This is a genomic window from Streptomyces sp. NPDC001220 (genome assembly GCF_053597895.1).
Genome location: NZ_JBSFJE010000019.1, coordinates 134568 through 156837, shown reverse-complemented (window position 1 = coordinate 156837; position 22270 = coordinate 134568). Strand labels below are relative to the sequence as shown.

The window sequence follows — 22270 nt, the reverse complement described above, 5'->3', positions numbered from 1 at the left end:
TCCCCGCCCGGCGGACGGCCCGGCGGGCAGCCCCCGAATCAGGACGACTTCAGCGCCCCGCCCGGCGGGCAGCCCCCGTACCAGGACAAGTTCAGCACCCCGCCCGGCGGACGGCCCGGCGGGCAGCCCCCGAATCAGGACGACTTCAGCGCCCCGCCCGGCGGGCAGCCCCCGTACCAGGACAAGTTCAGCGCCCCGCCCGGCGGACGGCCCGGCGGGCAGCCCCCGAATCAGGACGGCTTCAGCGCCCCGCCCCTGGCGAGGACGTCCGGCAGCGGCAGTCCCGGTAGGCATCTCCGGGGTGGGGACGCCGACCAGCACCACCGCCCCGGCGAGGTCACGGGCGCAGAAGGCCTGCCGGCAGGCCTCCGGCCGCCCACCGGCCCGGGAGACCGGCCCGGGAGACCGACGCAGGACGGCCGGCGCAGGACGGCCGGCGCAGGACGGCCGGCGCAGGACGGCCGGCGCAGGACGGCCGGCGGGAGGACGGCCGGCGGGAGGATCTGACGGCGCGGCAGACGGCGCCGTCAAGCCGGTGGCGGAGTTCTTCACCGCCGAGCCGACCGTGAGCCGACTGGTGTCCGTGAAGTCAGTCGTCGTCCGGGCCGGGGACGACGACCAGGAAGGCGTCCGTCCGCAGATCCATCACGACCGTCGCGGGCTCACCCTCGGCGCGGCGCTCCGCCGCGTACTCCTCCGCCGGCCACGATCCTCGCGGAGCTCCGGCGGGGAAACGTTCCAACACCTTCGCGTTCATGGCGGCAGACACCTCCAGCGTCCTTCCTCCGGCCGGATCCGGCCTCTGTCCTGCGGTTCGTCTGCCCGCGATCGGCGCGGACATGCCCAGGGAGCCGGCGCGGGCCCGCCGTCGGCCGTCCGCCGTCCCCGGTCGACCGTTCTCGCCGGCGGGCAGATCATGGAATCCGTCGCATCCGAAACGGCGGCACGCGGGGAAGTGATCTCCAGGGGGGCCGACGCGGAGGACGCAGAGCTGATGAACGCTGACGACGACGCTCCGGGTCTGCGTTGCCTGGTGACCGGGGCGACCGGATACATCGGCGGCAGGCTGGTGCCGGAGCTGCTCGCCGAGGGCCATCGGGTGCGCTGCCTGGCGCGCTCCCCCGGCAAGCTGCGCGACCACCCGTGGGCCGGGGAGGCGGAGGTGGTGCGGGGCGACGTCACGGAAGCCGCCGACGTCGCCGAGGCCATGCGGGGCGTCGACGTGGCCTACTACCTGGTGCACGCTCTGGGCAGCGGCGACGACTTCGAGGCGACCGACCGGAAGGCGGCGCGGATCTTCGGCGAGGCGGCCCTGGCCGCCGGGGTACGGCGCGTCGTCTACCTCGGCGGTCTGACGCCGTCGGGTGTGCCGGAGTCCGAGCTGTCGCCGCATCTGCGGTCCCGGGCCGAGGTGGGCCGGATCCTGCTGGGCTCAGGGGTGCCCACGACCGTGCTGCGGGCCGCGGTGGTCATCGGTTCGGGCTCCGTCTCCTTCGAGATGCTGCGCTATCTCACCGAGCGTCTGCCGGTCATGATCACCCCCAGCTGGGTGCGCACCCGTATCCAGCCCGTGGCGGTCCGGGACGTGCTGCGGTACCTCGTCGGCAGCGCCCGGATGCCGGCCGGCGTCAGCCGCGCCTTCGACATCGGCGGCCCGGACGTCCTGACCTACCGCGACATGATGCTGCGGTACGCGGCGGTCGCCGGACTGCCCCGCCGGGTCATCTTCCCCGTGCCGGTGCTGACCCCCGGCCTGTCCAGTCACTGGGTCGGACTGGTCACCCCGGTCCCCGCGTCGATCGCCCGGCCGCTGACCGAGTCGCTGCGCCACGAGGTCGTCTGCCACGAGCACGACATCGCCCGGTACGTGCCGGACCCGCCCGGGCATCCGTTCGGCTTCGACGAGGCGGCACGGCTGGCCCTGCAGCGCATCCAGGACGCGCAGGTGACCACCCGCTGGTCGTCGGCGTCGGTGCCGGGCGCGCCCAGCGATCCGCTGCCCACCGACCCCGACTGGGCGGGCGGCAGCCTGTACACGGACCGGCGGGAGCTGACCGTGAACGCCTCGCGGGAGGCCCTGTGGCGGGTGATCGAGGGGATCGGCGGGGACAACGGCTGGTACTCCTTCCCGCTGGCCTGGGCGGTGCGGGGCGGCCTGGACCGGCTGGTGGGCGGGGTGGGGCTGCGCCGGGGGCGGCGGGACGCGGCACGGCTGCGGGTCGGCGACTCGCTGGACTTCTGGCGGGTGGAGGAGATCGAGCCCGGCCGTCTGCTGCGGCTGCGGGCCGAGATGCGGCTGCCGGGTCTCGCCTGGCTGGAGATGTACGCCGACACGGAGCCCGGGGGCCGTACCCGCTACCGCCAGCGGGCCATGTTCCATCCGCACGGGCTGCTCGGCCACGCCTACTGGTGGAGCGTCTCCCCCTTCCACACGGTCGTGTTCGGCGGCATGGCCCGCAACATCGCGCTCGCCGCGGCCCGCACCCCGGTCACCCCCGCGAGGGAATTCACGCCCCGCGGGTGACGGCCGCATCCGCAGGACCGGCCGGCCCGGAAGCAGCACACCGGCCGCCCGCCATTCGACTCCGGAGAAGCACCATGAACGTCTCGGTCGTCCTGTTCACCGCCGACCTGCGTCTGCACGACCATCCGCCGCTGCGGGCGGCCGGCGAGGCCCGTGAGGTGGTCCCGTTGTTCGTACGCGACACGGGCGTCTCGGACGCCGGCTTCGCCGTGCCCAACCGGATGGCCTTCCTCGCCGACTGCCTGCGGGACCTCGACGGCGGTCTGCGCAAGCGGGGCGGGCGGCTGGTGGTGCGCTCCGGGGACGTCGTCGAGGAGGTGTGCAAGGTGGCCGCCGAGACGGACGCCGACGAGGTCCACGTGGCCGGCGACGTCAGCGCCTACGCCCAGCTGCGGGAACGGCGGCTGCGCCGGGCGCTGGAGCCGGAGGGCCGGCGGCTGCACGTGCACGACACCGTGACCACCGCAGTGACGCCCGGCGACCTCACCCCGGCCTCCTCGGACCACTTCGCCGTCTTCACCCCGTACTTCCGCCAGTGGTCCGGAGTGCGGCTGCGGGACGCGCTGGCCGCGCCGCGCACCGTGCGGGTCCCGGACGGCGTCGGCTCCGAGGACCTGCCCGCCCGCGCGGACCTCTCCGGGATCTCCGAGGGCCTGGCGGCCGGCGGGGAGACCGTGGGCCGCAGGCGGGTGTCCGCCTGGCTGCGCGACGGGATCGGCGCGTACGAGGACCGCCACGACGACCTGGCGGGCGACGCCACCTCCCGGCTCTCGCCCCATCTGCACTTCGGGACGCTCTCCTCCGTCGAACTGGTCCACCGGGCGCGGCGGGCGGGCGGACCCGGCGCGGCGGCCTTCGTACGGCAGCTCGCCTGGCGTGACTTCCACCGCCAGGTGCTCGCCGCCCGGCCCGCGGCCGCCACGGCCGACTACCGGACCAAACGTGACCACTGGCGCTCCGAGTACGCGGCGCGGGAGGACATCGAGGCCTGGAAGGAGGGGCGCACCGGGTACCCGGTCATCGACGCGGCGATGCGCCAGCTGCGTCACGAGGGCTGGATGCACAACCGGGGCCGGCTGCTGGCCGCGAGTTTCCTCGCCAAGACCCTGTACGTCGACTGGCGCGTGGGTGCCCGCCATTTCCTGGACCTCCTGGTCGACGGCGACGTCGCCAACAACCAGCTCAACTGGCAGTGGATGGCGGGCACCGGCACCGACACCCGCCCCAATCGCGTCCTGAACCCCGTGACCCAGGCCAAGCGCTACGACCCCGACGGGGCGTACGTCCGCCGCTGGGTTCCCGAACTCGCCTCGGTCGACGGCCCGGCGGTGCACGAGCCCTGGAAGCTGCGGGAGCCGGAGCGGGCCGGTCTCGGCGACTACCCGGACCCGGTGGTCGAGCTGCCGGAGGGCCTCGCCCGCTTCAAGAGGGCTCGCGCCCGCGACTGAAGGACACCGCGCATGGCCACTCCGCACTGGCTTTTCGGCGACCAGCTCGGCCCGCACTTCCTGGCCGCCGGCGACGGCGGCCCCGACCCCGGCGCTCCGGTCGTGATGATCGAGGCCAGGTCGGTCTTCCGGCGCCGGCGCTTCCACCGGGCCAAGGCCCATCTCGTGCTGTCCGCGCTGCGGCATCGCGCGGCCGAACTGGGCGACCGGGTGCGGTACGTGCGGGCCGAGACCTACCGCGAGGGACTCCGGCAGGCCGTCGGCGACAGCCCTGTGACGGTCCGTCATCCCACTTCGCGGGCCGCCCTGCGGCTGGTGTCGGCACTGCCCGGCGTCACGGTCCTGCCCGCGCGCGGATTCCTGGTCCCGCACGAGGACTTCCGCGCCTGGGCGGACGGCCACGGCGGGCAGCGGCTGCGCCAGGAGGACTTCTACCGCTGGGTGCGGCGCGGCCACGGCATCCTGATGGACGGCGACGTCCCGGCCGGCGGCCGCTGGAACCACGACCACGACAACCGCGAACCGCCGCCGAAGGGCGCACGGACGCTCGGCGCCCCGGCGCCCTACCGGCCGCGTGAGGACGAGGTGGACGAGGAGGTCCGCCGTGACCTCGACCGCTGGGAGCGCGAGGAGGGCATCCGCTTCGTGGGGCGGGACGGCCCGCGTCTCTTCCCGGCCACCCGCCGGGAGGCGCTCGCCGCGCTGCGCCGGTTCACCGAGCACCGCCTGGCCGGCTTCGGTCCGTACGAGGACGCCGTGCTCGCCGCGGACCCGGTCATGAGCCACAGCCTGCTGTCCGCCTCGCTCAACCTGGGGCTCCTCGACCCGCTGGAGTGCGTGGCACGCGCCGAGTCGGCCTGGCGTGCGGGGGCGGCTCCGGTCAACAGTGCCGAGGGGTTCGTACGGCAGATCGCCGGGTGGCGCGAGTACGTGTGGCAGCTGTACTGGTACTTCGGCGAGGAGTACCGCCACCGCAACGCGCTGCGGCACCACGCGCCGCTGCCGGAGTGGTTCCTGGAACTGGACGCCGACGCGGTCACCGCGCACTGCCTGGCGACCGTCCTCGCGCAGGTGCGCGACACCGGCTGGACCCACCACATCCCCCGTCTGATGCTGCTGGGCAGCCATGCCCTCCAGCGGGGCTGGGACCCGGCCGCGGTGACCGACTGGTTCCACCGCTGCTTCGTCGACGGCTACGACTGGGTGATGCTGCCGAACGTGGTCGGCATGTCCCAGTACGCGGACGGCGGGCGCATGACGACCAAGCCGTACACCTCGGGCGGCGCGTACGTGCACCGCATGAGCGACCTGTGCGGGCCGTGCGCCTACCGCCCCGCCGACCGCGTCGGCGAGCGGGCCTGCCCGTTCACGGCCGGCTACTGGTCCTTCCTGCACCGCCACCGGGGGCGCCTGGCGGGCAACCCCCGCATGGCCCGGGCGCTCCACGGCCTGGACCGCCTCCCCGACCTCGACGAACTCCTGCGCGCGGAGAGACGGCGGGGCGACGGCCCGCCCTGACCCCGGTGGCGGGCTAGCCGCGGTGCAGCTCCGCCAGCACCTCGCGGGCGGCGCGGGCCCCGGAGGCGAGGGCGCCCTGGACCGAGCCGGTGGCACGGTGGTCCCCGCACACGTGGCGGCCCGGGCCCACCCGGGTGGTACGGCTGAGGGGCCACGGGGGCGGCATCGCGGGCAGCGCGTCCGGGACCGTGACGGTGGTGAGCAGGTCCCAGCCGGCGGTGTCGGTGCCGTACGCCTCGGCCAGCGCCGCGCGCACCGACGGCTCCCGTCCTTCGTCGGCCGCGCCGAGGACCGAGGTGGCGACGAGCGCGGCACCGGCCGGCGCGTGGCCCGGGACCACGTCGCTGAGGACGCAGGTGTTGAGGAAGCGGCGGCGCCCGTCGACGAGGAGGGTGGGCTCGCCCAGCGGCGAGCGCGGGGCGACGTGGTTGTACGTCGTCACCGTCCGCCCGCCGGGCACGTCCAGGCCGGGGAGCAGGCCGGCCGCCGGGCCGGGGCCGGTCGCCACCACCACGGCACGTGCGGGCACCTCGGTGCCGTCGGCCGTGACGGCACCGTCGTCGGTGAGGGCGGTCACGGGTGTGTCCAGCCGGACCGTCCCGCCGGGCAGGGCGGCGGCGAGCGCCTCGGGCACCGCGCCGATCCCGGCGGCCGGCAGGCACAGGGTGCCGCGCAGCATGCTGCGCCAGACGAGGTGGAAGAACCGGCTGGACGTCTCCAGGTCGTCCTCCAGGAACACGCCCGAGAGGAACGGCCGGAGGAACCGTTCGACGAAGTCCTCGGAGAATCCGGCGGCGGCCAGCGCGGTGCGGGTGGTGCGGTCCTGCGACCGCTTCACCAGCCGTACCGGGGCGAGCATGTCCCGGGCCGACAGCAGCGCGAGGGCCGCGAGGTCGCGGGGGCCGGCGACCCGCCCCGTGACCAGGTCGGGCAGGGTGCGGGGCCGCCGGGTGGGGTCGCCGAAGCGCAGCGGGCCGCCGTCCCCGGTGTGGACGAGGAAGCCGGGCGTGAACGGCCGGAGCCTGAGGGCACGCAGCGACAGCCGGCGGCGGACCTGGGGATACGACGTGTTGAAGACCTGGAAGCCGCGGTCGACGACGAAGCCGTCGACCCGGTCGGAGCGCATCCGTCCGCCGACCGCGTCGGACGCTTCGAGGACCCGGACGTCGAGCCCGGCACCCAGCAGGTCCCGGGCGCAGGCCAGTCCGGCGACGCCTGCGCCGATCACGAGAACGTCGGGGGTACGGGCGGACGCGGACATGGCGGGCCCCTCGGCTGTCGGGCCGCCGGGTGGGTCCCGGCCGGCGTCGGCCGTGCGCGACGGCGCACGTGTGCGGGAACGACTTCCCGTCCCCCGGGTACCCCGGATGCGGCGGCCGCTGCCCGACCTCCCCTGAAGTGATCGTCAGGCCGGTTCGCCGGACAGTCCCTCCCGGTGCGCGACGGCGAGGATGTCGAGGGCGTGCTGCAGGCTCGGCGGCCGGAGCATTCCGTGAACCGACGGACCGGACCAGCCGGGCCCGCCCAGCACCACGAGGGGACGGCGGCGCGCGCCCTTCACGCCCCACTGGGTGTCGGCGACATGCCGTGCCAGCGGCAGGCTGGCCGTGGAGCGCGCCTGCGCCCACAGCACCACGGCCGACGGGCCCAGCCGCCGCACCGCCGCCGCGAGCGCCTCCGCAGGCACGGCGGCGCCGAACATGCGGGTGGGCAGGCGCAGTTCGCCCAGGCCGGCGTTGAGGGCCTCGATCGGCAGGGTGTGCTGCTCGCCGGGGACGCAGGCCAGGACGACGGGTCCGGTGCCCTGCCGGTCGGGCGGCGGGGTGCGACGGCGCAGGGCGGTGGAGACGTGCCAGGACAGCAGGTGCTCGACCTCGACGTAACGGTCGCCGGAGGAGACCCACTTGCGTCCGACGGCGTGCAGGGTCGGCGCCATCACCTCCTGCCAGGCGACGGCGATGCCGTACTGCTCCACGGCGGCGGTCAGCAGTTCCTCGACGGCCGGGGCGTCCAGCCGTACGGCCGCACGGGCCAGCCCGCGGCACTCCTGGCGCACGTCGGCGAGCGACAGCGCGCCGGCCGCGTGCGAAGGACCGCGGTCCGGCGGGCGTACCGTCGTCCCGGCCGCCCCCGGCGGTGCCTCGGCCGTCTCCCTGGCGGCACGGGCGGCCTCGGCCGGCGGTACCCCCGACGAGGTCAGCCGGCACATCTCCTCGAGCACGGCCACGTCCTGCGGGGTCCAGCGGCGGTGCCGTCCGTCGGCGCGGACCGCGGGTCCGATGCCGTAGCGGCGGTCCCAGGAGCGGAGCGTGGTGGGCGACACCCCCAGCCGACGGGCCAGTGCCCCGGTCGTCAGGGGCACGTCCGCCGCCTTCGCGGACCGTCCGGGCCGGTCCTGCACCTCGGCGTGCCGGGAGTCCCCGGACGTGGCTGGCTGACTCATGGCATCGACTATACGACGCAGAACCGATGCGAGTTGATGACCTGGTTCGACCCCTCGGACGATGGCGGTGTCAGGGCTCGCGGCGGCGGCCGTCCCCGGTCCGCCCTCCCGGCAGCCGTCCGGCCGGGCCGCGAGTCCCCTGCAGATCGCCGTGCGACGTGAGGAGCCGCCGTCATGAGCCCGCAGGACAGTGCCGTCGCGTCGGCGCCGGCGGCGGAGTCCCGCACCGACGAGGAGCTCGCGCGCGGGCTCGTGGCGGGCGACGAGGACTGCCTGGAGGCGGCCTATCACCGCTGGTCGGCCCTGGTGCACACGCTGGCCTGGCGCTCCCTGGGCGATGCCAGGGAGGCGGAGGACGTGACCCAGCAGGTGTTCCTCGGAGTGTGGCGTGGGCGCGGGGGCTTTCGTCCGGAGCGCGGCTCGTTCGGCGGCTGGATCACGGGGATCACCCGGCGGAAGATCGCCGACGCGCTGGCCGCCCGGACCCGCCGGCTCGCCCTGGTCGCGTCGGCCGGCTCGTCGCTCGCCCTGGCCGATCCGGCGGCCCGGCAGCCCGACGCGGCCCTCGACCGGGTCATCGTCCTGCACGAGCTGGCCAGGCTGCCCGCCCCTCAGCAGCGGGTGCTCCGGCTGGCCTTCTACGAGGACCTCACCCACCTCCAGATCGCGGAACGCACCGGCTGGCCGCTGGGCACGGTCAAGAGTCATGCCCGCCGTGGCCTGCGCCGGCTGCGCGGCTGTCTCCAGCAGCAGGCGGGCGACTGAGCCGATCACCGGTTCGGCTTCCGTACGCCTTTTCGATGCAGAAACGGTGCAGGCCTTCGTACGGGTCGGCAGACTCTGCCCGCTCCCGCACTCACGCCCCGCTCTACACATAAAGAGGAAATAAGTGCAGAATGTCTGATAGCGGCGTATAACGCACGCACCAGATGCGGTCAGGCCTGCACAGTCAAAGGAGACGACTCATGGCCAACGTCTCGCACGGCAGAAGCGACATATCGAGCCACCCCGATGTAGGCGAGATGCGGGAGCGTTACGCCCGCATGCTCGGCGGTCGTGATGTGGCCCTCGTGGACGGACCGGTGTTCCTGCTCGGTCTGTACTGCGCGGCGTCCCCGTGGATCGTCCACTACGCGGCGAGCCAGCCGGCGCTGATGACCCACAACCTGATCATGGGCATAGCGATAGGCCTGCTGGCACTGGGATTCACCCGGGCTCCGGAGCGCATGTACGGCCTCAGCTGGGCCATGTGCGCCCTGGGTATCTGGATGATCATCGCGCCCTGGGTGGTCGGCCGCAGCCCGGACACGGGCGTCATCATCAACAACGTGATCATCGGCGCGCTGACACTCTGTCTCGGGGTCGTGTGTGCCGCTTCGTCGGCCCGGCGGACGCCCCTGCCGTAGCCGCGCAGAACTCCCCCTCAGAAGGGAGGACGCGGGGCCGGTCCGGTGACGGCGGACCGGCCCCGCCGCGTCGGTCACCGGCCGGGCACCAGCCAGGGCTCCTGCGGGAGCGGACTGCCGGTCTCGATGAGGGACTTCAGGTTGGACAGCACGGCCGGCCAGCCGGCCGAGATGGCGCGCAGTTCGTCCTCGCCGTCCAGGTCCTCGTGGGTGACGGTGAGCCGGACGATGTCGGCGTGCGGCTGGATGTCGAACGTGACCCGGGAATGCCGGTCCGGCTCGCCTTCGTGCTCCGGCGCGGCCCAGCTGGTCACCAGCCGGGTGGGACGCTCGCTCTCGACGACCGTGCCGACCGCGTCTGCGATGCCGGTGCCGTCGGTGCGCACATGCTCCCAGCGGGAGCCGGGCCGCCAGTCGGATACGTTCGAGTGCCCCCAGTAGACGGCGGTCAGGTCGGCGTCCGTGAGAGCGTCCCAGACCTTCTCGGGGGTGCCGGCGATATAGGTGACGTAGACATAGCTGGGCTTCTCGCTCATGGCTTCCTCGGCTCGTCGCTTCAGGTCGCCGAGCGCGCGCAGGCGCGGGCGCTCGAACTTGTCGATCCACCGCTCCTGGATCTCGTGGAGCGGCACGGGGTTGAGGTAGTGCAGCTTCTCCCGCCCGCGCCGCACCGTGCTGATCAGGTTCGCGGCCTCCAGGACGGCCAGATGCTGGGTCACCGACTGCCGGGTCATCGCGATGCGCTCGCACAGCTCGCCCAGCGTCTGCCCGTTCTGCTCGTGCAGCCGGTCCAGCAACCGTCTGCGCGTGTCGTCGGCGAGCGCTTTGAAGACCTGGTCCATCCCACCGTCATCCCCTGATCGCACACTCAACGTTATGCAGGCAGTTACCTGCATGTCAATTCCGGCAGCGCGTGGCGCGCACTCGGACTCCCACGCCGAACGAGATCCACACGTCCGGCGGCAGCTCCGGCAGGCCCGGCACCGGACGGGTCTCCTCCGTCCAGGCGTCACCCGCGAGCTCGGCCGCGGCCCGCCGCCAGAAGGCGACGGCGCCCGGGTTCTCGTACTGGAACGCGATCTCCCAGCTGCCCGGATGCCGGGTGAGGACCTCACGGACGGTCCGCAGCCCGAGGCCCGACCGGCGGGCGCCGCGGACCACGAAGAAGCTGTTGAGCACCCGCACGGACGCGCCCAGGCCCCGGACGAACGCGAAGCCGACCGGATGCTCGCCCTGTACGAACAGGTAGGGCGCCCAGTCGGGCGAGGTGAAGGCGTCCTCGACGCGTTCGCTGCGGAACGTCCCGGCGGGACCGGGCAGGAGCCGCTGGAACTCGGACAGGTCGTGGCGGAACAGCTGCCACAACCGTTCGACGGCAGGGCGGTCCTCGGCGGAGGCCGGGCGGACGACGACGTCGGTTTCTGTGGTGTCGGACATGAAAAAAGCCTCACCCGACGGGAGTTGACCCCGCCGGGAGAGGCTGACGTGTGGTCCGGAGACTACACCGTGACCGGGCTCTCGGCTGCCAGATACTCCTCGCTGATCTCCCTGCGCCCGAACGGCCACACCTTCTCCATGCGCGCCCAGATCAGGAACGCCACACAACCGAGGACGAGCCAGGCCAGGGACCATTCGATGGGGTGGCGGCCCGGGGAGTTCTTGTCGGCGTAGCCGTAGATCACGCACCACCCGGCGAAGGCGACGATGCTCGGCACCGGGTAGAGCCACATCCGGTACGGCCGTTTCAGCGTCGGCTGGCGGCGGCGCAGCACGGTGAGCGCCACGATCTGGGCCAGTGCCTGCACGATCACCATCACGGTGGTGAGCAGCTGGATGAGCGTGGCCAGGTCGGTGTGGCGGCCGATCAGGAAGCCGATCGCGGTGATCACGCCCATGGTGGCCAGGCCCAGCATCGGGAAGCGGTGCTTGGGGTGGAGCTTCTCGTAGGGGCGGAAGAAGACCCGGTCGCGGGCCGCGTCGTAGGGCACCCTGGAGCCGCCGAGCAGGCCGGTGAAGACCGAGGCGAAGGCAGTGATCAGGATCAGCACGGTCACCGTGTCGGCGGCGCCCTTGCCCCAGGTCTCCTCCAGGACCGCGGAGGCCACCGAGGTCGAGGCGATGTCGCCCGGCTTCGTCATGCGCTGCCAGTCGATGACGCCGAGCGTGCCGATCTGCAGCAGCAGGTAGATCGCCATGATGCCGACGATCGAGAAGAGGATGGAGCGCGGCAGGATGCGGCCCGGGTCCTTGATCTCGGCGCCCATGTAGGCGGTGGTGTTGTAGCCGAGGTAGTCGTAGATGCCGATGGTCAGGCCCGCGGCGAAGCCCAGCCAGAAGTGGTCGCTGGTCAGGTCGAAGGCGTGCGCCGGGTAGGTGAAGGCGAGGTGCGGGCTGAAGTCGGAGGCCGCGGCGACGATCACCAGCAGCACCGAGGCGATCATCACCGTCCACATGACGGCGGTGATCCGGGCGATGTGCTCGATCCCCCGCCACAGCAGGAGCACCACGAGGGCGATGATGCCGAGCCCGATCAGGTCGCCGGAGGTCTGGCCGAGGCCGGGGGCGAGATAGCCCAGGTACTGCACGAAGCCGACCACGCCCGTGGACATGATCAGCGGGATGAAGAGCATCGCCGTCCAGACGAACAGGAACGGCATCAGGCGTCCGGTGCGGTACTGGAAGGCCTGGCGCAGGTAGACGTAACTGCCGCCGGAGCCGGGCATCGCGGCGCCGAGCTCGGCCCAGACGAGGCCGTCGCAGAGGGCGAGCAGGGCGCCCGCGACGAAACCGATCACCGCCTGCGGGCCGCCGAACGCGGACACCATCAGCGGGATGGTCACGAACGGGCCGATGCCGCACATCTGGCTCATGTTGATGGCGGTGGCCTGGAACAGGCCGACGCGCCGGACGAAACCGCCGTCGGACGGCGGGCTACCGGGACCGAGGGGACTACCGGGACTACCGGACATGGGGGCTCCTGAGCGAGGCGCTGGGGAAGAGGCGGACGCTGACGACGGACGGCGGCCGATTCGGCGGGATGGCCGATAAAGTTAAGGAGCCTTACTAGATGCGTCAAGTATGCGTCAGGAATCGGTGAGAATGGTGTGATGGCCGCCAGCGACGTCGTAGAGCAGCAGGAACAGCCCTGGAGCCGGCAGCGACTGCGCAGCACCAACGAGCGGCTGCTGCTGGACCGGCTGCGCCTGCTCGGTTCCGCCTCCCGCGCCCAACTCGCCCGCGAGACCGGCCTGTCGAAGCCGACGGTCTCCAGCGCGCTGGCGGCGCTGGAGTCGGCGGGCCTGGTCCACGAGGTGGGCACCCACGCGCCGGAGCGCGGCCGCACCGCCGTGCTGTACGCCCCCGACCCGGCGGCCGGGTACGCGCTCGGCGTCGACGTGGGCCGCGGCTGGCTGCGGGTGGCGGTCGCCGACCTGGACGGCACCCTGGTCGCCCGCTCCGACGTGCGCAACCGGGCCCGCGGCTCGGGCGCCATGGCCGACCTGCTGGTCACCACCGCACGGCAGGTCGTCGCCAACTCCGGGGTCGATCCGGCCGAGGTGGTGCACGGGGTGGTGGGCACGCCAGGCGTGTACGACGAGCGGCAGCGGCGGGTGCGGTACGCGATGCACCTGCCGGGCTGGGGACGCGCCGGGCTGTTCGACCGGATGCACGAGGAGCTGGGCGTCCCGCTGGAGGTGCACAACGACGCCAATCTCGCGGCGCTCGGCGAGTACACGTACGGCGTCGGGGCGGGCAGCCGGCTGTTCGCGTACATCATGATCGGCACCGGTCTGGGGATGGGGGTCGTCAGCGAGGGGCGGCTGTTCACGGGCGCTCACGGGCTCGCCGGGGAGATCGGCTTCCTGCCCTGGCCCGGGCGGCAGCGCAAGCCGGAGCGGCTGGAGGACGCGGTGTCGGGGGTGGCCGTGGTCGAGGCGGCGCGCCGGTTCGGGATGACCGGGCAGCTCACCGCGAAGTCCGTGTTCGACGCGGCCCGGCAGGGCGACCCGGCGGCCGTCGAGGCGGTACGGCTCGAGGGCGAGCGGATCGCCCATACGGTGGCGGCCGCCGCGGCCGTACTCGACCCCGACCTGGTGGTGCTCGGCGGCGGTGTCGGCCACAGCGTCGACCTGCTGCTGCGTCCGGTCAGGGACCATCTGCGCACGCTCACCCCGCTGCGCCCGAAGCTCGCGCCCAGCCGGCTCGGCGAGGACGCGGTGCTGCTCGGCGCGGTGGCCACGGCCCTCGGCACCGCCCGTGACCTGGTCTTCGAGCGCAGGTCGGCCGCGTCCTGAATCCGCCGCCGCCAACTCGCGCGGGCGCCACGGTGATTGACACGGCCCTCTTCGGACCCTAGCTTGAGCCGGGTTAGTAAAGTTTCCTAACTTTACGAGCCTGGAGACCACCGTGTTCCCTCGCCGCGCCCCCGGACACCGCCTCGCCACGGCCGCCGTGGCCCTGGGCCTGCTCGGTTCACTCAACACCAGCGCCTGGGCCGGGGCCCGCGACCCGGCCCACGGGCCCGCCCGGATCACCCGTGTGCCGTCCACCGCCGGGTCGGAGACCGCGCTGTCCGGCTACGCGATCCGGTCGACGGCCGACGTGAGCGACTCGGCGGCCGCGGTCTCCTCCCCCGGCTACCCGGCCAAGGGCTGGTATCCGGCGGGCCCCCGCTCCACGGTGCTGGCCGCACTCCTCGCCGACGGCGCCTACGACGACCCGTTCGTCTCCACCAACCTGCAGAAGATCCCCAAGTCACCCTTCCAGGTGCCCTGGTGGTATCGCAGCGACTTCACCGTGGCGGATCCCTCGCACCGTACCTACCTGGACTTCAGCGGGGTGATCTCGGCGGCCGACGTGTACGTCAACGGCCACCGGGTCGCGACGACCGCCGACGTCACCGGCGCCTACACGCACCACGAGCTGGACGTCACCTCGCTGGTCGGGGCCGGGACCAACACGGTCGCCTTCCGTATCCAGCCCAACGACCCGGACAAGAACCTCACCATGGGCTGGATCGACTGGCTCCAGCCGCCGCCCGACCAGAACATGGGCATCGTCCGTGACGTCCTGGTCCGGCGCGGCGGGCCGGTCGCGCTGCGCGACGCGCACGTGGTGACCAAGCTGGCGGTGCCGTCCCTGGCGACGGCCGACCTGACGGTGAAGGCGCAGGCCCGCAACGACTCCGACGCGCCGGTCACCGCCGAGGTCTCCGGCACGGTCGCCGGAGTCGCGGTCACCAGGTCGGTCGCCCTCGCCGCCCACCAGACCAAGACCGTCACCTTCACCCCCGCCGACGTCCCCGGCCTGCACCTCACCTCCCCGAAGGTGTGGTGGCCGGCCGGCATGGGCGGCCAGCCGCTGTACGACCTCGACCTCACCGCCTCGGTCAGCGGGACGGCGTCGGACACCGCGCACGAGAGCTTCGGCATCCGTGACGTGCGGGCCCCGCTGAACTCCGACGGCGCCCGCCAGTACTCGATCAACGGCCGCAGGCTGCTGATCAAGGGCGGCGGCTGGTCACCGGACGAGTTCCTGCGCTGGGATTCGGCCTATGTCGAGGACCGCCTGAAGTACGCGCTCGACCTCGGCCTCAACGCCATCCGCCTGGAAGGCCACATCGAGCCCGACGAGTTCTTCGACCTCGCCGACCGGTACGGCGTCCTCACCCTGCCCGGCTGGGAGTGCTGCGACAAGTGGGAGGGCCAGGTCAACGGCGACGGCGAGCGGGGCGAGAGGTGGACGGCCGCCGACTATCCGGTCGCCCAGGCGTCCATGGCCGCCGAGGCCGCCCGGCTGCGGGACCACCCGAGCGTCGTCTCGTTCCTGATCGGCAGCGACTTCGCACCCGACGCGAAGATCGAGAAGACCTATCTCGACGCCCTGAACGCGGCCGACTGGACCGTCCCCGTGGTCTCCGCCGCCTCCGACAACTCAACGCCACAGCTGGGTAGTTCGGGCATGAAGATGACAGGGCCCTACGACTGGATCCCGCCGAACTACTGGTACGACAAGCGGGAGGGCGGCGCCACCGGCTTCAACTCCGAGACCAGCGCCGGCCCGGACATCCCCACCCTCGACACCCTGCGCCGCATGATGACCCCGGCCGAGCTCGACACCCTCTGGAAGAACCCGGACCTCAGGCAGTACCACCGCTCCCCGTCCCCGGTCTTCGGCACCCTCAAGATCTACGACGACGCCCTCACCGGCCGTTACGGGGCCCCGAAGAGCCTCACCGACTACGTACGCAAGGCGCAGCTCGCCCAGTACGAGAACGTCCGCGCCCAGTACGAGGCGTACGGACGCAACCAGACCGACGCCTCCAAGCCGTCCACCGGAGTCGTCTACTGGATGTTCGACAGCGGCTGGACGTCCCTGCACTGGCAGCTGATGGACCGTTACCTCGACCAGGGCGGCGCCTACTTCGGCGCGAAGAAGGCCAACGAGCCGCTGCACGTCCAGTACTCCTACGACGACCGCACGGTGGCCGTGGTGAACAACCGGCACACCGCGGAGTCCCAGCTCACCGCGCGGGTCACGCTCTTCGACCCGGACGGCACCCAGCGGTACGACCGGACCGTCGCCGGTCTCTCGGTCAAGGGCGACGGCGCGCACACCACCGCGCTCACCCTGCCGGCGTCGGTGAGCGGGCTGGCGTCCACGTACCTGGCGAGGCTGGTCCTGACCGACGCGGCCGGCCAGGAGGTGAGCCGCAACGTCTACTGGCTCTCCACCAAGGCGGACACCCTCGACTGGGCGAGCACCGACTGGTACCACACGCCGACGACGGGCTACGCGGATCTGAAGGGGCTGACGTCGATGGCACAGGTGCCGGTCACGGCCACGGCGTCGACCACGGCCGCGGACGGTATGTCGACCACCACGGTGACGGTCCGCAACGCCGGTACGGACAGGACTCCGGCGCTGCTGACGGACGTGCATCTCGTCGACGCGAACGGCAGGCCGGTGCTGCCGGTGCGCTGGTCGGACAACGAGGTCAGCCTGTGGCCGGGCGAGTCGGCGACCCTCACGGCCACCTACCGCACCGCCGATCTGCACGGCTCGGAGCCCCGGGTGCGGGTCTCCGGCTGGAACGCGGCCGAGCGGACGGTTCCGGCAGCCGCGCCGGAACCGTCCGCCGAGCTCAGCTCACGTTGAGCGCGGTGTCGTCGATGACGAAGGACGTCTGGAGGGTCGATCCCTCGACGCCGGTGAACTTGATGGTGGCCGTGGTGCCGGCCAGGGAGGAGACGTCGATGCTCTTGAGGACGTATCCGGAGGCCGCGTTGAGGTTGGAGTACGTGGCCAGGGTGGTGGATCCGGCCGACACCGTCAGCTTGTCGTAGGCGGTGCTGGTGGTGGTCTCCGCGGTGTCCACGTGCAGATAGAAGCTGAGGGTCGCGGAGCAGCCGGACGGAATGGTCACCGACTGGGACAGGGTGTCGGTGTGGGCGGATCCGTAGCCGTCGAGCCAGGCCTTGTACGAACCGGTGCGGGCGGCCTCGCTGCTGGAGTTGGTGATGACCCCGCTGCTCGCGGTCCAGGTGGTGTTGCCGGACTCGAAGCCGGGGTTGCCGAGCAGCTGGGCTGCGGTGCAGGTGCCGCCACCGCCACCACCCCCGCCGCCTCCCCCGCTGCTGCCGCCCCCGGCGAGCCAGGCGGTGGCGTTCAGGGCGAGGGCCGCGTTGGTGGCACCGCTGTCGTTCCAGCCGTCGTAGAGCGTGTTGCCGGACTGGCCGGTGCCGTCGTCGATGGGTGAACTGTCACCCCAGAAGGCGACCCGCCCGCTGCCGAAGGTACTGGTGGCGAAGAAGGCGCCGGTGTTGCCGGAGTAACCGCTGCGGTAGAGGAGGCCCTTCACGGCGGAGTTGTCCGACGGCTTCAGGGTCGCCGTCGTACCGTCGGCGATCAGGCTCTTGGTGACGGTGCCGAAGGAGCCGTGCAGGACCGGGTCGGAGCTGTCGCTGATCGCGGCCGGGTAGCCGGAGCTGATGTCGAGCGTGTCGATCGAGAGGCCGAACGGGTCGGTCGAGTCGACGCTGTTGTTCGTCATCAGGTCGTTGAAGATCTCGACGGCGTCCTCGCCGTCGTTGTTGCGGTCGGCACCGGTGTGGTCGGAGACCATGAACAGGCCGCCGCCGTTCTTCACGAAGTTCATGATGGCCGTCTTCTCGGCGGTCGTGAACAGCGTGTTCGGCTCGGGCAGTACCAGCGCGTCGAACTTCGACAGGTCGGTCGTCGACGAGCCGCCGTACGTCAGCGCGCTGGTGGCGGTCTTGAGGCTGTAGCTGCCGGTCTTCTGGAGGGCGACGCCCCATGACGAGAGGGCGCCGGTCCAGTCCGTCTCCGAGGAGGGCGAGGAGTCCTGGGAGAGCGGGTCGGGCTTGCTGGTGGAGATGATCCAGTCCGCGTTGCCGGCCTCCTCGGCGTGGCCGTCGTCGAACAGGACGCGGTAGGTGGTGGCCGCGTGCGCGGGGGCGGCCGCGGTGCCGACCTGGAGGGCGGCTCCCGTGGTGAGCAGGGCGAACCCGGCCAGGGCGGTGGTGATTCTGTGGCGGGATCTGTTGGATCCGAACATCCGGCGAACCTCCATGAGGGGGTGGGGTAGCGGCGGTGGGGGCGCCAACTCTTCGCGCGTAGAACCTGGTTGAGATTTCTACACGCGTCGACTCATTGAAAGGTACATGGCATGTCGGATCGGTGAACAGAAAACCGCTGTAACAACCGGAGGGGACTGCCTGTCAGTTGAGCGGGCAGATTGGACTTCAGCGGAGTACCGGCGAAGAGGGGCGGACATGGAGATCTCGGGCATCATCAGTGCCATCATCATCGGTATCGTCATCGGTGTGCTGGGGCGCCTGGTCGTTCCCGGCCGCCAGCACATCGGCATTCTGCTGACCATCGTCGTCGGCATCGTGGCGGCGCTGCTGGGCTCGGCGATCGCGGCCGGCTTCGGCGTGGCGGACACCAAGGGGCCGGACTGGATCGAGTGGTTCATCCAGATCGCGCTGGCGGCGCTGGGCGTGGCGGCTCTCGACCGGACCAGGGCCCGCCGGTGACCACGGGAACGCGCGCGACCGGCCACGGACGGCCGGCGGACCGGCACATCGCCTAGCAGGACCGCCAGGCCGCGTCGGACGCCGGAACATGCTGCAGGGCGACCGGGGGGACAGCCCCTACCGGTCGCCCTGCGGCCGTACCACGGCCAGGTAGGCGACGAGCCGGTCCCGGTTGCGGGCAAGGCAGTCGATGCGGGCCTGGATGCGCTCGACGTGCCCGCTGAGCAGCGCGGCCGTCTGCGGGGTCACGCACTCGCGCGGCGGATGGATCTGCTCGGGCCCGGAGAGATACGGCAGGATCGCGCGGATCATCTCCGTGGTCAGCCCGGAGTCGAGCAGCCCGCGGATCTGCTGGACGTCCTGGACCGCGGCCTCGCCGTAGGACCGGTAGCCGTTGTCGGCGCGGCCGGGGTGGAGCAGGTCCTGTTCCTCGTAGTAGCGCAGCAGCCGGGTGGGGACGCCGGTGCGGCGGGAGAGTTCACCGATCCTCATCACGGGCCTCCGCGGCGACTGCTTGCCTTCACACTGATGTCAGGGTCCGACCATGGTCGCATGACCACCTCTTCCCAGGTCAAGGACGCTGCGCTGCCCTGGTCCGGGCTGCTCGCCCTGTCCGCGACCGCCTTCACCGCCGTGCTGACCGAACTCCTCCCGGCCGGGCTGCTGCCCTCGATGGCCCCGGCTCTCGGGGTGTCCGAGTCCCGGGTCGGCTTCCTGGTCACCGGCTACGCGGCGGCCTCCTTCCTGGCCGCGATCCCGCTCACCGCAGCCCTGCGCGGGCTGCCGAGGCGCCGGGTGCTGGGCGGCGCGCTGGCCGGGCTGGCGGTGAGCGACGCCCTGGTGGCGCTGTCGTCGTCCTACGCGCTCAGCTTCGCGGCCCGGCTGCTGGCCGGAGCCATGGGCGGGCCACTGTGGGCGATGCTCGCCGGGTACGCGGCCCGCATGGTGCCGGCCGGGCGGCGTGGCCGGGCGATCGCGGTCGTCCTCGCCGGAATCACCCTGGCGCTGGCCCTGGGCGTGCCCGCCGGTACGGCGCTGGCCGCCGCGGCGGGCTGGCGTGCCGCCTTCGCCGCCCTGGCCGGGTTCGCCGCGGCGCTGATGGGCTGGGTGCGGTGGCGGGTGCCCGGCTTCCCCGGTGAACCGCGCCACGCGCGCACGCCGTTCCTGAAGGTCGCCGCACGGCCGGGCATCCGCCCGGTGCTGTCCGTGACCCTGTTCCTGCTGCTCGGGCACCAGGCGATGTACACCTACCTCGCGCCGTTCGCGCGGCACGCCGGGTTCGGCGAGGGCCGTACGGGACTGCTGCTGGCGGTGTTCGGCACGGCCACCGTCGCCGGGATCTGGCTCACGGGCCTCCTCGTCGACCGGCATCCCCGGGCCACGCTGCTCGCCGCGCTGGCCCTGTTCGCCTCCGTGCTGCTGGTCCTCGGACGGTACGCCGGCACGCCCGCGGTGCTGGTCGGCGCCGCCGCCCTGTGGGGCGTGGCCTTCGGCGGGGCGCCCACCCTGATCCAGACGGCGCTGGTGGACGCCTCCGGACCCGCCGACGCCGAGGTGGCGACCTCGCTGCAGACCACCGTCTACAACACGGGCATCGCCGCCGGTTCGCTGGCCGGCGGCCTCACCCTGGACCGGCTGGGCGCGGCCGCGCTGCCCTGGACCGCGCTGCCGCTGGTGTCGGTCGCGCTGGTGGTCGTCGCCCTGGGCCGGCGGGACGCGTTCCCGGGCGGCCGGCCCGGCGTGGCACGCGACCGTGCGTCCGGTCAGCCGAGTTCGAGCGTCGTCACCCCGAAGACCCGCTCAAGGGCGTAGTCGCGGACCGGCCCCGTGTACATGCGGGCGGTCTCGAACGACGGGGTGAATCCGGCCTCTTCGGCGAGGGCGACGCCCGCCGTGCTGATCTCGGGCACATCGACGGCGACCTGCCGGCCGGCCGCCTCGGCCATCAGGGCGGTGAACACGGCGCGGGCGTCCTCGGCGGTGTCGCCGAACAGGGGGCCGATGCGCAGGCAGTCGTGCCCGGGGCGGATCACGCCGTAGCCGGTGACGCGGTCGCCGTCGTGGCGGACGAAGGCCCGGTGGCCGGCGCCGGTCAGCCAGGCGGCCACGAACCGCGGCCGGTCGGCCGGGCAGCAGGCGCTGTCGTACGCGGTGACGGCCGGCAGGTCGGTGGCGCGTGCCGGGCGGACACCCGCGGGGGTCTCGGCGGCCGGGGCGTGCCCCACGAACCGGGCGGTGCGGTAGGCCAGTTCGAAGCCCGACTGGCGGTAGTTGTCCTGCTGGGCCACCACTCCGTCGAGGCCGACCGTACGGGTGCCGGCGTGGGCCAGTGCGGTCTTCCAGGTGGCGAGGCCGTGGCCGTGGCCGCGCAGGTCGGGGCGGACCAGGTACCAGCCGAGGAAGGCGTAGTCGGGGCCGTGGTTGACGACGGAGACCGCCGACACCGGTGCGCCGTCGACGCGGCCGATGAAGAACCCCTCGGGGTCCTGGGCGAAGAAGGCGGGGAGGTCCGCCAGCCCCGGATTCCAGCCCTCGTCCACGGCCCAGCCTCGGACCACCGGCCAGTCCTCGGGCGTGGCCTGGGTGACGACGAGGTCCTGGGGGGCCGGAGTGGTCATCGATGCGCTCCATTCAGCGGCTGGTCGGGGCGGCCCGGGCCGCCCACAGGGTGCGGTCGGACAGCGCGGCGGGCGGTGCCGCGTCCGCAGCATCCTTCCCGATCGCCGGGCACCGCACCACGCCGGGATCAAGCCGTCGGCATGCGCAACCAGCCGCTTCGACCGCGCTGTTGACCGAAGCACCTAGTCCGGATCAAACCATCGGCACAGGCAACCAGCCACCTCAACCGCGCTGTTGACCAAGCCACCACACCGGGATCAAACCATCGGCACGCGCAACCAGCCGCTTCGACGGGGCTGTTGACCGAAGCGGCGCGCCGGGACACGCACATGGCGCAGGCCCCACCGGTCGGGGTCCGGTGGGGCCTGCAGGCACGTTTCTGGGCGTGCCGTCTCGGCGGCGCGCCGGGCGGTCAGCGCATGCGGCCCGGCCGGAAGCGCCGGTGCAGGACGGTCCCGGCGAGCAGCAGCGCCGCGCTGCCCGCGGCGGCGGTACCCGTGAGGTCCGTCCCGGTGTGGGCGAGCGTGGTCGTCGCGGCCGGCGGTGGGGCGGGGTGGTCCGTCTTGGGACCGGGGTGGGTCCTGACGGGGGTCGGGGTGGGGGGCGGGGTGGTCGGCGTCTCCGTGCTCGGGTGGTCGCCGGAGGTGTTCACGGAGGTGTTGCCGGTGGCCGGATTGAGTGCCCCGACCACGTTCACGCTGTTGCCGCTGACGTTGACCGGGAGGTCGACCGGCAACTGGATGCCGTTGCCGGAGATCACTCCGGGGGAGTCCTCCTCGGCGCCCTGCGCCGACGCGCCGCCGGTGGTGGCCGAGCCGCCGGACTTGCTGTCACCGGCGCCACCGGTCGAGGCCGAGCCGCCGGACTTGCCGTCGGCGGCGGCGCCGCCCTCGTTCACGCAGGTGTTGCCGGCCGCCGGGTTCAGGAGCCCCACCACGTTGACGGTGTTCCCGCACACGCTCACCGGGACGTGCACCGGCAGCTGAATGCCGTTGCCGGAGATCGCTCCGGGCGAACCGGCGGCGATGCCGTCCGCGCCCGAGTCGGCCCAGGACGGGACCGCCACGGCCATCGCACCGGAGGCGGCGGCGACGGCGATCACACCGTTTCGGGTAACCCGTTTCATAGGTTCCCTGCCTTCCAGACATTTTCGCGGGCGCTCGCCCGCACCGGTTAAACCGTGGCCGCACCATGTGAGTTATGGCTTATCCACATTTCACCCCATCGAGTGACATCGTTATCGAACTCGGGGC

19 protein-coding genes and 1 pseudogene are annotated in these 22270 nt (G+C 72.7%); 9 read left to right on the top strand and 11 right to left on the bottom strand.

Features of this window, described 5'->3' with window-relative positions:
* Positions 1-233: 233 nt before the first annotated feature.
* Together ACWDGI_RS36665 and ACWDGI_RS36660 are read right to left on the bottom strand one after the other, a co-directional pair.
* Positions 234-393 (bottom strand): annotated as a pseudogene (locus tag ACWDGI_RS36665) (S-(hydroxymethyl)mycothiol dehydrogenase); the annotation flags it as partial.
* A 196-nt stretch (positions 394-589) separates the two neighbouring features.
* Positions 590-757 carry a hypothetical protein gene (locus ACWDGI_RS36660; protein WP_450766661.1) on the bottom strand — a complete coding sequence of 56 codons (168 nt, stop codon included), beginning with the start codon at positions 755-757 and terminating at the stop codon, positions 590-592.
* A 237-nt stretch (positions 758-994) separates the two neighbouring features.
* Between ACWDGI_RS36660 and ACWDGI_RS36655 the strand changes: the two genes are divergently transcribed.
* The 3 genes from ACWDGI_RS36655 to ACWDGI_RS36645 all read left to right on the top strand — a co-directional run bounded on the left by ACWDGI_RS36655 (position 995) and on the right by ACWDGI_RS36645 (position 5490).
* On the top strand, positions 995-2524 hold the full coding sequence (locus ACWDGI_RS36655; protein WP_450766659.1) for an SDR family oxidoreductase: 1530 nt from the start codon (positions 995-997) through the stop codon (positions 2522-2524).
* 74 nt (positions 2525-2598) lie between these two features.
* Positions 2599-3972 (top strand): cryptochrome/photolyase family protein, encoded by a 1374-nt coding sequence (locus tag ACWDGI_RS36650; RefSeq protein ID WP_450766657.1) that lies wholly within the window; start codon positions 2599-2601, stop codon positions 3970-3972.
* 12 nt (positions 3973-3984) lie between these two features.
* Entirely contained in the window at positions 3985-5490 is a 1506-nt protein-coding gene (locus ACWDGI_RS36645; RefSeq protein WP_450766655.1) for a cryptochrome/photolyase family protein, read from the top strand.
* 13 nt (positions 5491-5503) lie between these two features.
* Here ACWDGI_RS36645 and ACWDGI_RS36640 read toward each other — a convergent pair whose 3' ends face one another.
* The gene (locus tag ACWDGI_RS36640) at positions 5504-6751 is read right to left on the bottom strand and encodes an NAD(P)/FAD-dependent oxidoreductase (RefSeq protein WP_450766654.1); all 1248 of its coding nucleotides are present in this window, start codon (positions 6749-6751) and stop codon (positions 5504-5506) included.
* Between the two features lie 144 nt (positions 6752-6895).
* The gene (locus ACWDGI_RS36635) at positions 6896-7933 is read right to left on the bottom strand and encodes a MerR family transcriptional regulator (RefSeq protein ID WP_450766652.1); all 1038 of its coding nucleotides are present in this window, start codon (positions 7931-7933) and stop codon (positions 6896-6898) included.
* 174 nt (positions 7934-8107) lie between these two features.
* Between ACWDGI_RS36635 and ACWDGI_RS36630 the strand changes: the two genes are divergently transcribed.
* Both ACWDGI_RS36630 and ACWDGI_RS36625 read left to right on the top strand, forming a co-directional pair.
* Entirely contained in the window at positions 8108-8698 is a 591-nt protein-coding gene (locus tag ACWDGI_RS36630) for an RNA polymerase sigma factor (RefSeq protein WP_450766651.1), read from the top strand.
* 200 nt (positions 8699-8898) lie between these two features.
* Entirely contained in the window at positions 8899-9339 is a 441-nt protein-coding gene (locus ACWDGI_RS36625; RefSeq protein ID WP_450766649.1) for an SPW repeat protein, read from the top strand.
* Positions 9340-9413: 74 nt separating this feature from the next.
* Here the strand turns inward: ACWDGI_RS36625 and ACWDGI_RS36620 are convergent, their stop codons facing one another.
* From ACWDGI_RS36620 to ACWDGI_RS36610, 3 genes are all read right to left on the bottom strand, one after another.
* Entirely contained in the window at positions 9414-10181 is a 768-nt protein-coding gene (locus tag ACWDGI_RS36620) for an ArsR/SmtB family transcription factor (protein ID WP_450766647.1), read from the bottom strand.
* A gap of 55 nt (positions 10182-10236) precedes the next feature.
* Positions 10237-10776, bottom strand: a complete 540-nt coding sequence (locus tag ACWDGI_RS36615; RefSeq protein WP_450766645.1) for a GNAT family N-acetyltransferase — start codon at positions 10774-10776, stop codon at positions 10237-10239.
* Between the two features lie 62 nt (positions 10777-10838).
* On the bottom strand, positions 10839-12308 hold the full coding sequence (locus ACWDGI_RS36610) for an APC family permease (RefSeq protein ID WP_450766643.1): 1470 nt from the start codon (positions 12306-12308) through the stop codon (positions 10839-10841).
* Between the two features lie 138 nt (positions 12309-12446).
* Here ACWDGI_RS36610 and ACWDGI_RS36605 point away from each other — a divergent pair, with 138 nt between their 5' ends.
* Together ACWDGI_RS36605 and ACWDGI_RS36600 are read left to right on the top strand one after the other, a co-directional pair.
* Complete coding sequence (locus tag ACWDGI_RS36605; RefSeq protein WP_450766641.1) at positions 12447-13634, top strand: ROK family protein; 1188 nt, start codon at positions 12447-12449, stop codon at positions 13632-13634.
* 112 nt (positions 13635-13746) lie between these two features.
* Positions 13747-16497, top strand: a complete 2751-nt coding sequence (locus ACWDGI_RS36600) for a glycoside hydrolase family 2 protein (RefSeq protein WP_450766639.1) — start codon at positions 13747-13749, stop codon at positions 16495-16497.
* On the opposite strand, the gene ACWDGI_RS36595 is transcribed toward ACWDGI_RS36600, so the two are convergent.
* Positions 16484-17917, bottom strand: coding sequence for a hydrolase (locus ACWDGI_RS36595; protein ID WP_450766638.1), 1434 nt, complete (start codon positions 17915-17917; stop codon positions 16484-16486). The two genes, ACWDGI_RS36600 and ACWDGI_RS36595, sit on opposite strands and share 14 nt — an antisense overlap.
* Before the next feature lie 217 nt (positions 17918-18134).
* Between ACWDGI_RS36595 and ACWDGI_RS36590 the strand changes: the two genes are divergently transcribed.
* Positions 18135-18398, top strand: coding sequence for a GlsB/YeaQ/YmgE family stress response membrane protein (locus ACWDGI_RS36590; protein WP_450766636.1), 264 nt, complete (start codon positions 18135-18137; stop codon positions 18396-18398).
* Positions 18399-18515: 117 nt separating this feature from the next.
* On the opposite strand, the gene ACWDGI_RS36585 is transcribed toward ACWDGI_RS36590, so the two are convergent.
* On the bottom strand, positions 18516-18890 hold the full coding sequence (locus ACWDGI_RS36585; protein ID WP_450766634.1) for a MerR family transcriptional regulator: 375 nt from the start codon (positions 18888-18890) through the stop codon (positions 18516-18518).
* 60 nt (positions 18891-18950) lie between these two features.
* Here ACWDGI_RS36585 and ACWDGI_RS36580 point away from each other — a divergent pair, with 60 nt between their 5' ends.
* Positions 18951-20210: an MFS transporter gene (locus tag ACWDGI_RS36580; RefSeq protein ID WP_450766632.1), complete on the top strand. Its 1260-nt coding sequence runs from the start codon at positions 18951-18953 to the stop codon at positions 20208-20210.
* On the opposite strand, the gene ACWDGI_RS36575 is transcribed toward ACWDGI_RS36580, so the two are convergent.
* Both ACWDGI_RS36575 and ACWDGI_RS36570 read right to left on the bottom strand, forming a co-directional pair.
* The gene (locus ACWDGI_RS36575; protein ID WP_450766630.1) at positions 20162-21016 is read right to left on the bottom strand and encodes a GNAT family N-acetyltransferase; all 855 of its coding nucleotides are present in this window, start codon (positions 21014-21016) and stop codon (positions 20162-20164) included. The genes ACWDGI_RS36580 and ACWDGI_RS36575 overlap by 49 nt on opposite strands.
* Positions 21017-21429: 413 nt before the next feature.
* Positions 21430-22143: a chaplin gene (locus ACWDGI_RS36570; RefSeq protein WP_450766628.1), complete on the bottom strand. Its 714-nt coding sequence runs from the start codon at positions 22141-22143 to the stop codon at positions 21430-21432.
* Positions 22144-22270: the final 127 nt, after the last annotated feature.

Excerpts from the sequence above, each read along its gene's own strand:
- ACWDGI_RS36650 (WP_450766657.1), top strand. The coding sequence starts at position 2,599 with ATGAACGTCTCGGTCGTCCTGTTCACCGCCGACCTGCGTCTGCACGAC.
- ACWDGI_RS36595 (WP_450766638.1), bottom strand. The coding sequence starts at position 17,917 with ATGTTCGGATCCAACAGATCCCGCCACAGAATCACCACCGCCCTGGCC.
- ACWDGI_RS36645 (WP_450766655.1), top strand. The coding sequence starts at position 3,985 with ATGGCCACTCCGCACTGGCTTTTCGGCGACCAGCTCGGCCCGCACTTC.
- ACWDGI_RS36655 (WP_450766659.1), top strand. The coding sequence starts at position 995 with ATGAACGCTGACGACGACGCTCCGGGTCTGCGTTGCCTGGTGACCGGG.
- ACWDGI_RS36635 (WP_450766652.1), bottom strand. The coding sequence starts at position 7,933 with ATGAGTCAGCCAGCCACGTCCGGGGACTCCCGGCACGCCGAGGTGCAG.
- ACWDGI_RS36570 (WP_450766628.1), bottom strand. The coding sequence starts at position 22,143 with ATGAAACGGGTTACCCGAAACGGTGTGATCGCCGTCGCCGCCGCCTCC.
- ACWDGI_RS36605 (WP_450766641.1), top strand. The coding sequence starts at position 12,447 with ATGGCCGCCAGCGACGTCGTAGAGCAGCAGGAACAGCCCTGGAGCCGG.
- ACWDGI_RS36620 (WP_450766647.1), bottom strand. The coding sequence starts at position 10,181 with ATGGACCAGGTCTTCAAAGCGCTCGCCGACGACACGCGCAGACGGTTG.
- ACWDGI_RS36585 (WP_450766634.1), bottom strand. The coding sequence starts at position 18,890 with ATGAGGATCGGTGAACTCTCCCGCCGCACCGGCGTCCCCACCCGGCTG.
- ACWDGI_RS36590 (WP_450766636.1), top strand. The coding sequence starts at position 18,135 with ATGGAGATCTCGGGCATCATCAGTGCCATCATCATCGGTATCGTCATC.
- ACWDGI_RS36625 (WP_450766649.1), top strand. The coding sequence starts at position 8,899 with ATGGCCAACGTCTCGCACGGCAGAAGCGACATATCGAGCCACCCCGAT.
- ACWDGI_RS36640 (WP_450766654.1), bottom strand. The coding sequence starts at position 6,751 with ATGTCCGCGTCCGCCCGTACCCCCGACGTTCTCGTGATCGGCGCAGGC.
- ACWDGI_RS36610 (WP_450766643.1), bottom strand. The coding sequence starts at position 12,308 with ATGTCCGGTAGTCCCGGTAGTCCCCTCGGTCCCGGTAGCCCGCCGTCC.
- ACWDGI_RS36630 (WP_450766651.1), top strand. The coding sequence starts at position 8,108 with ATGAGCCCGCAGGACAGTGCCGTCGCGTCGGCGCCGGCGGCGGAGTCC.
- ACWDGI_RS36615 (WP_450766645.1), bottom strand. The coding sequence starts at position 10,776 with ATGTCCGACACCACAGAAACCGACGTCGTCGTCCGCCCGGCCTCCGCC.
- ACWDGI_RS36580 (WP_450766632.1), top strand. The coding sequence starts at position 18,951 with ATGACCACCTCTTCCCAGGTCAAGGACGCTGCGCTGCCCTGGTCCGGG.
- ACWDGI_RS36575 (WP_450766630.1), bottom strand. The coding sequence starts at position 21,016 with ATGACCACTCCGGCCCCCCAGGACCTCGTCGTCACCCAGGCCACGCCC.
- ACWDGI_RS36660 (WP_450766661.1), bottom strand. The coding sequence starts at position 757 with ATGAACGCGAAGGTGTTGGAACGTTTCCCCGCCGGAGCTCCGCGAGGA.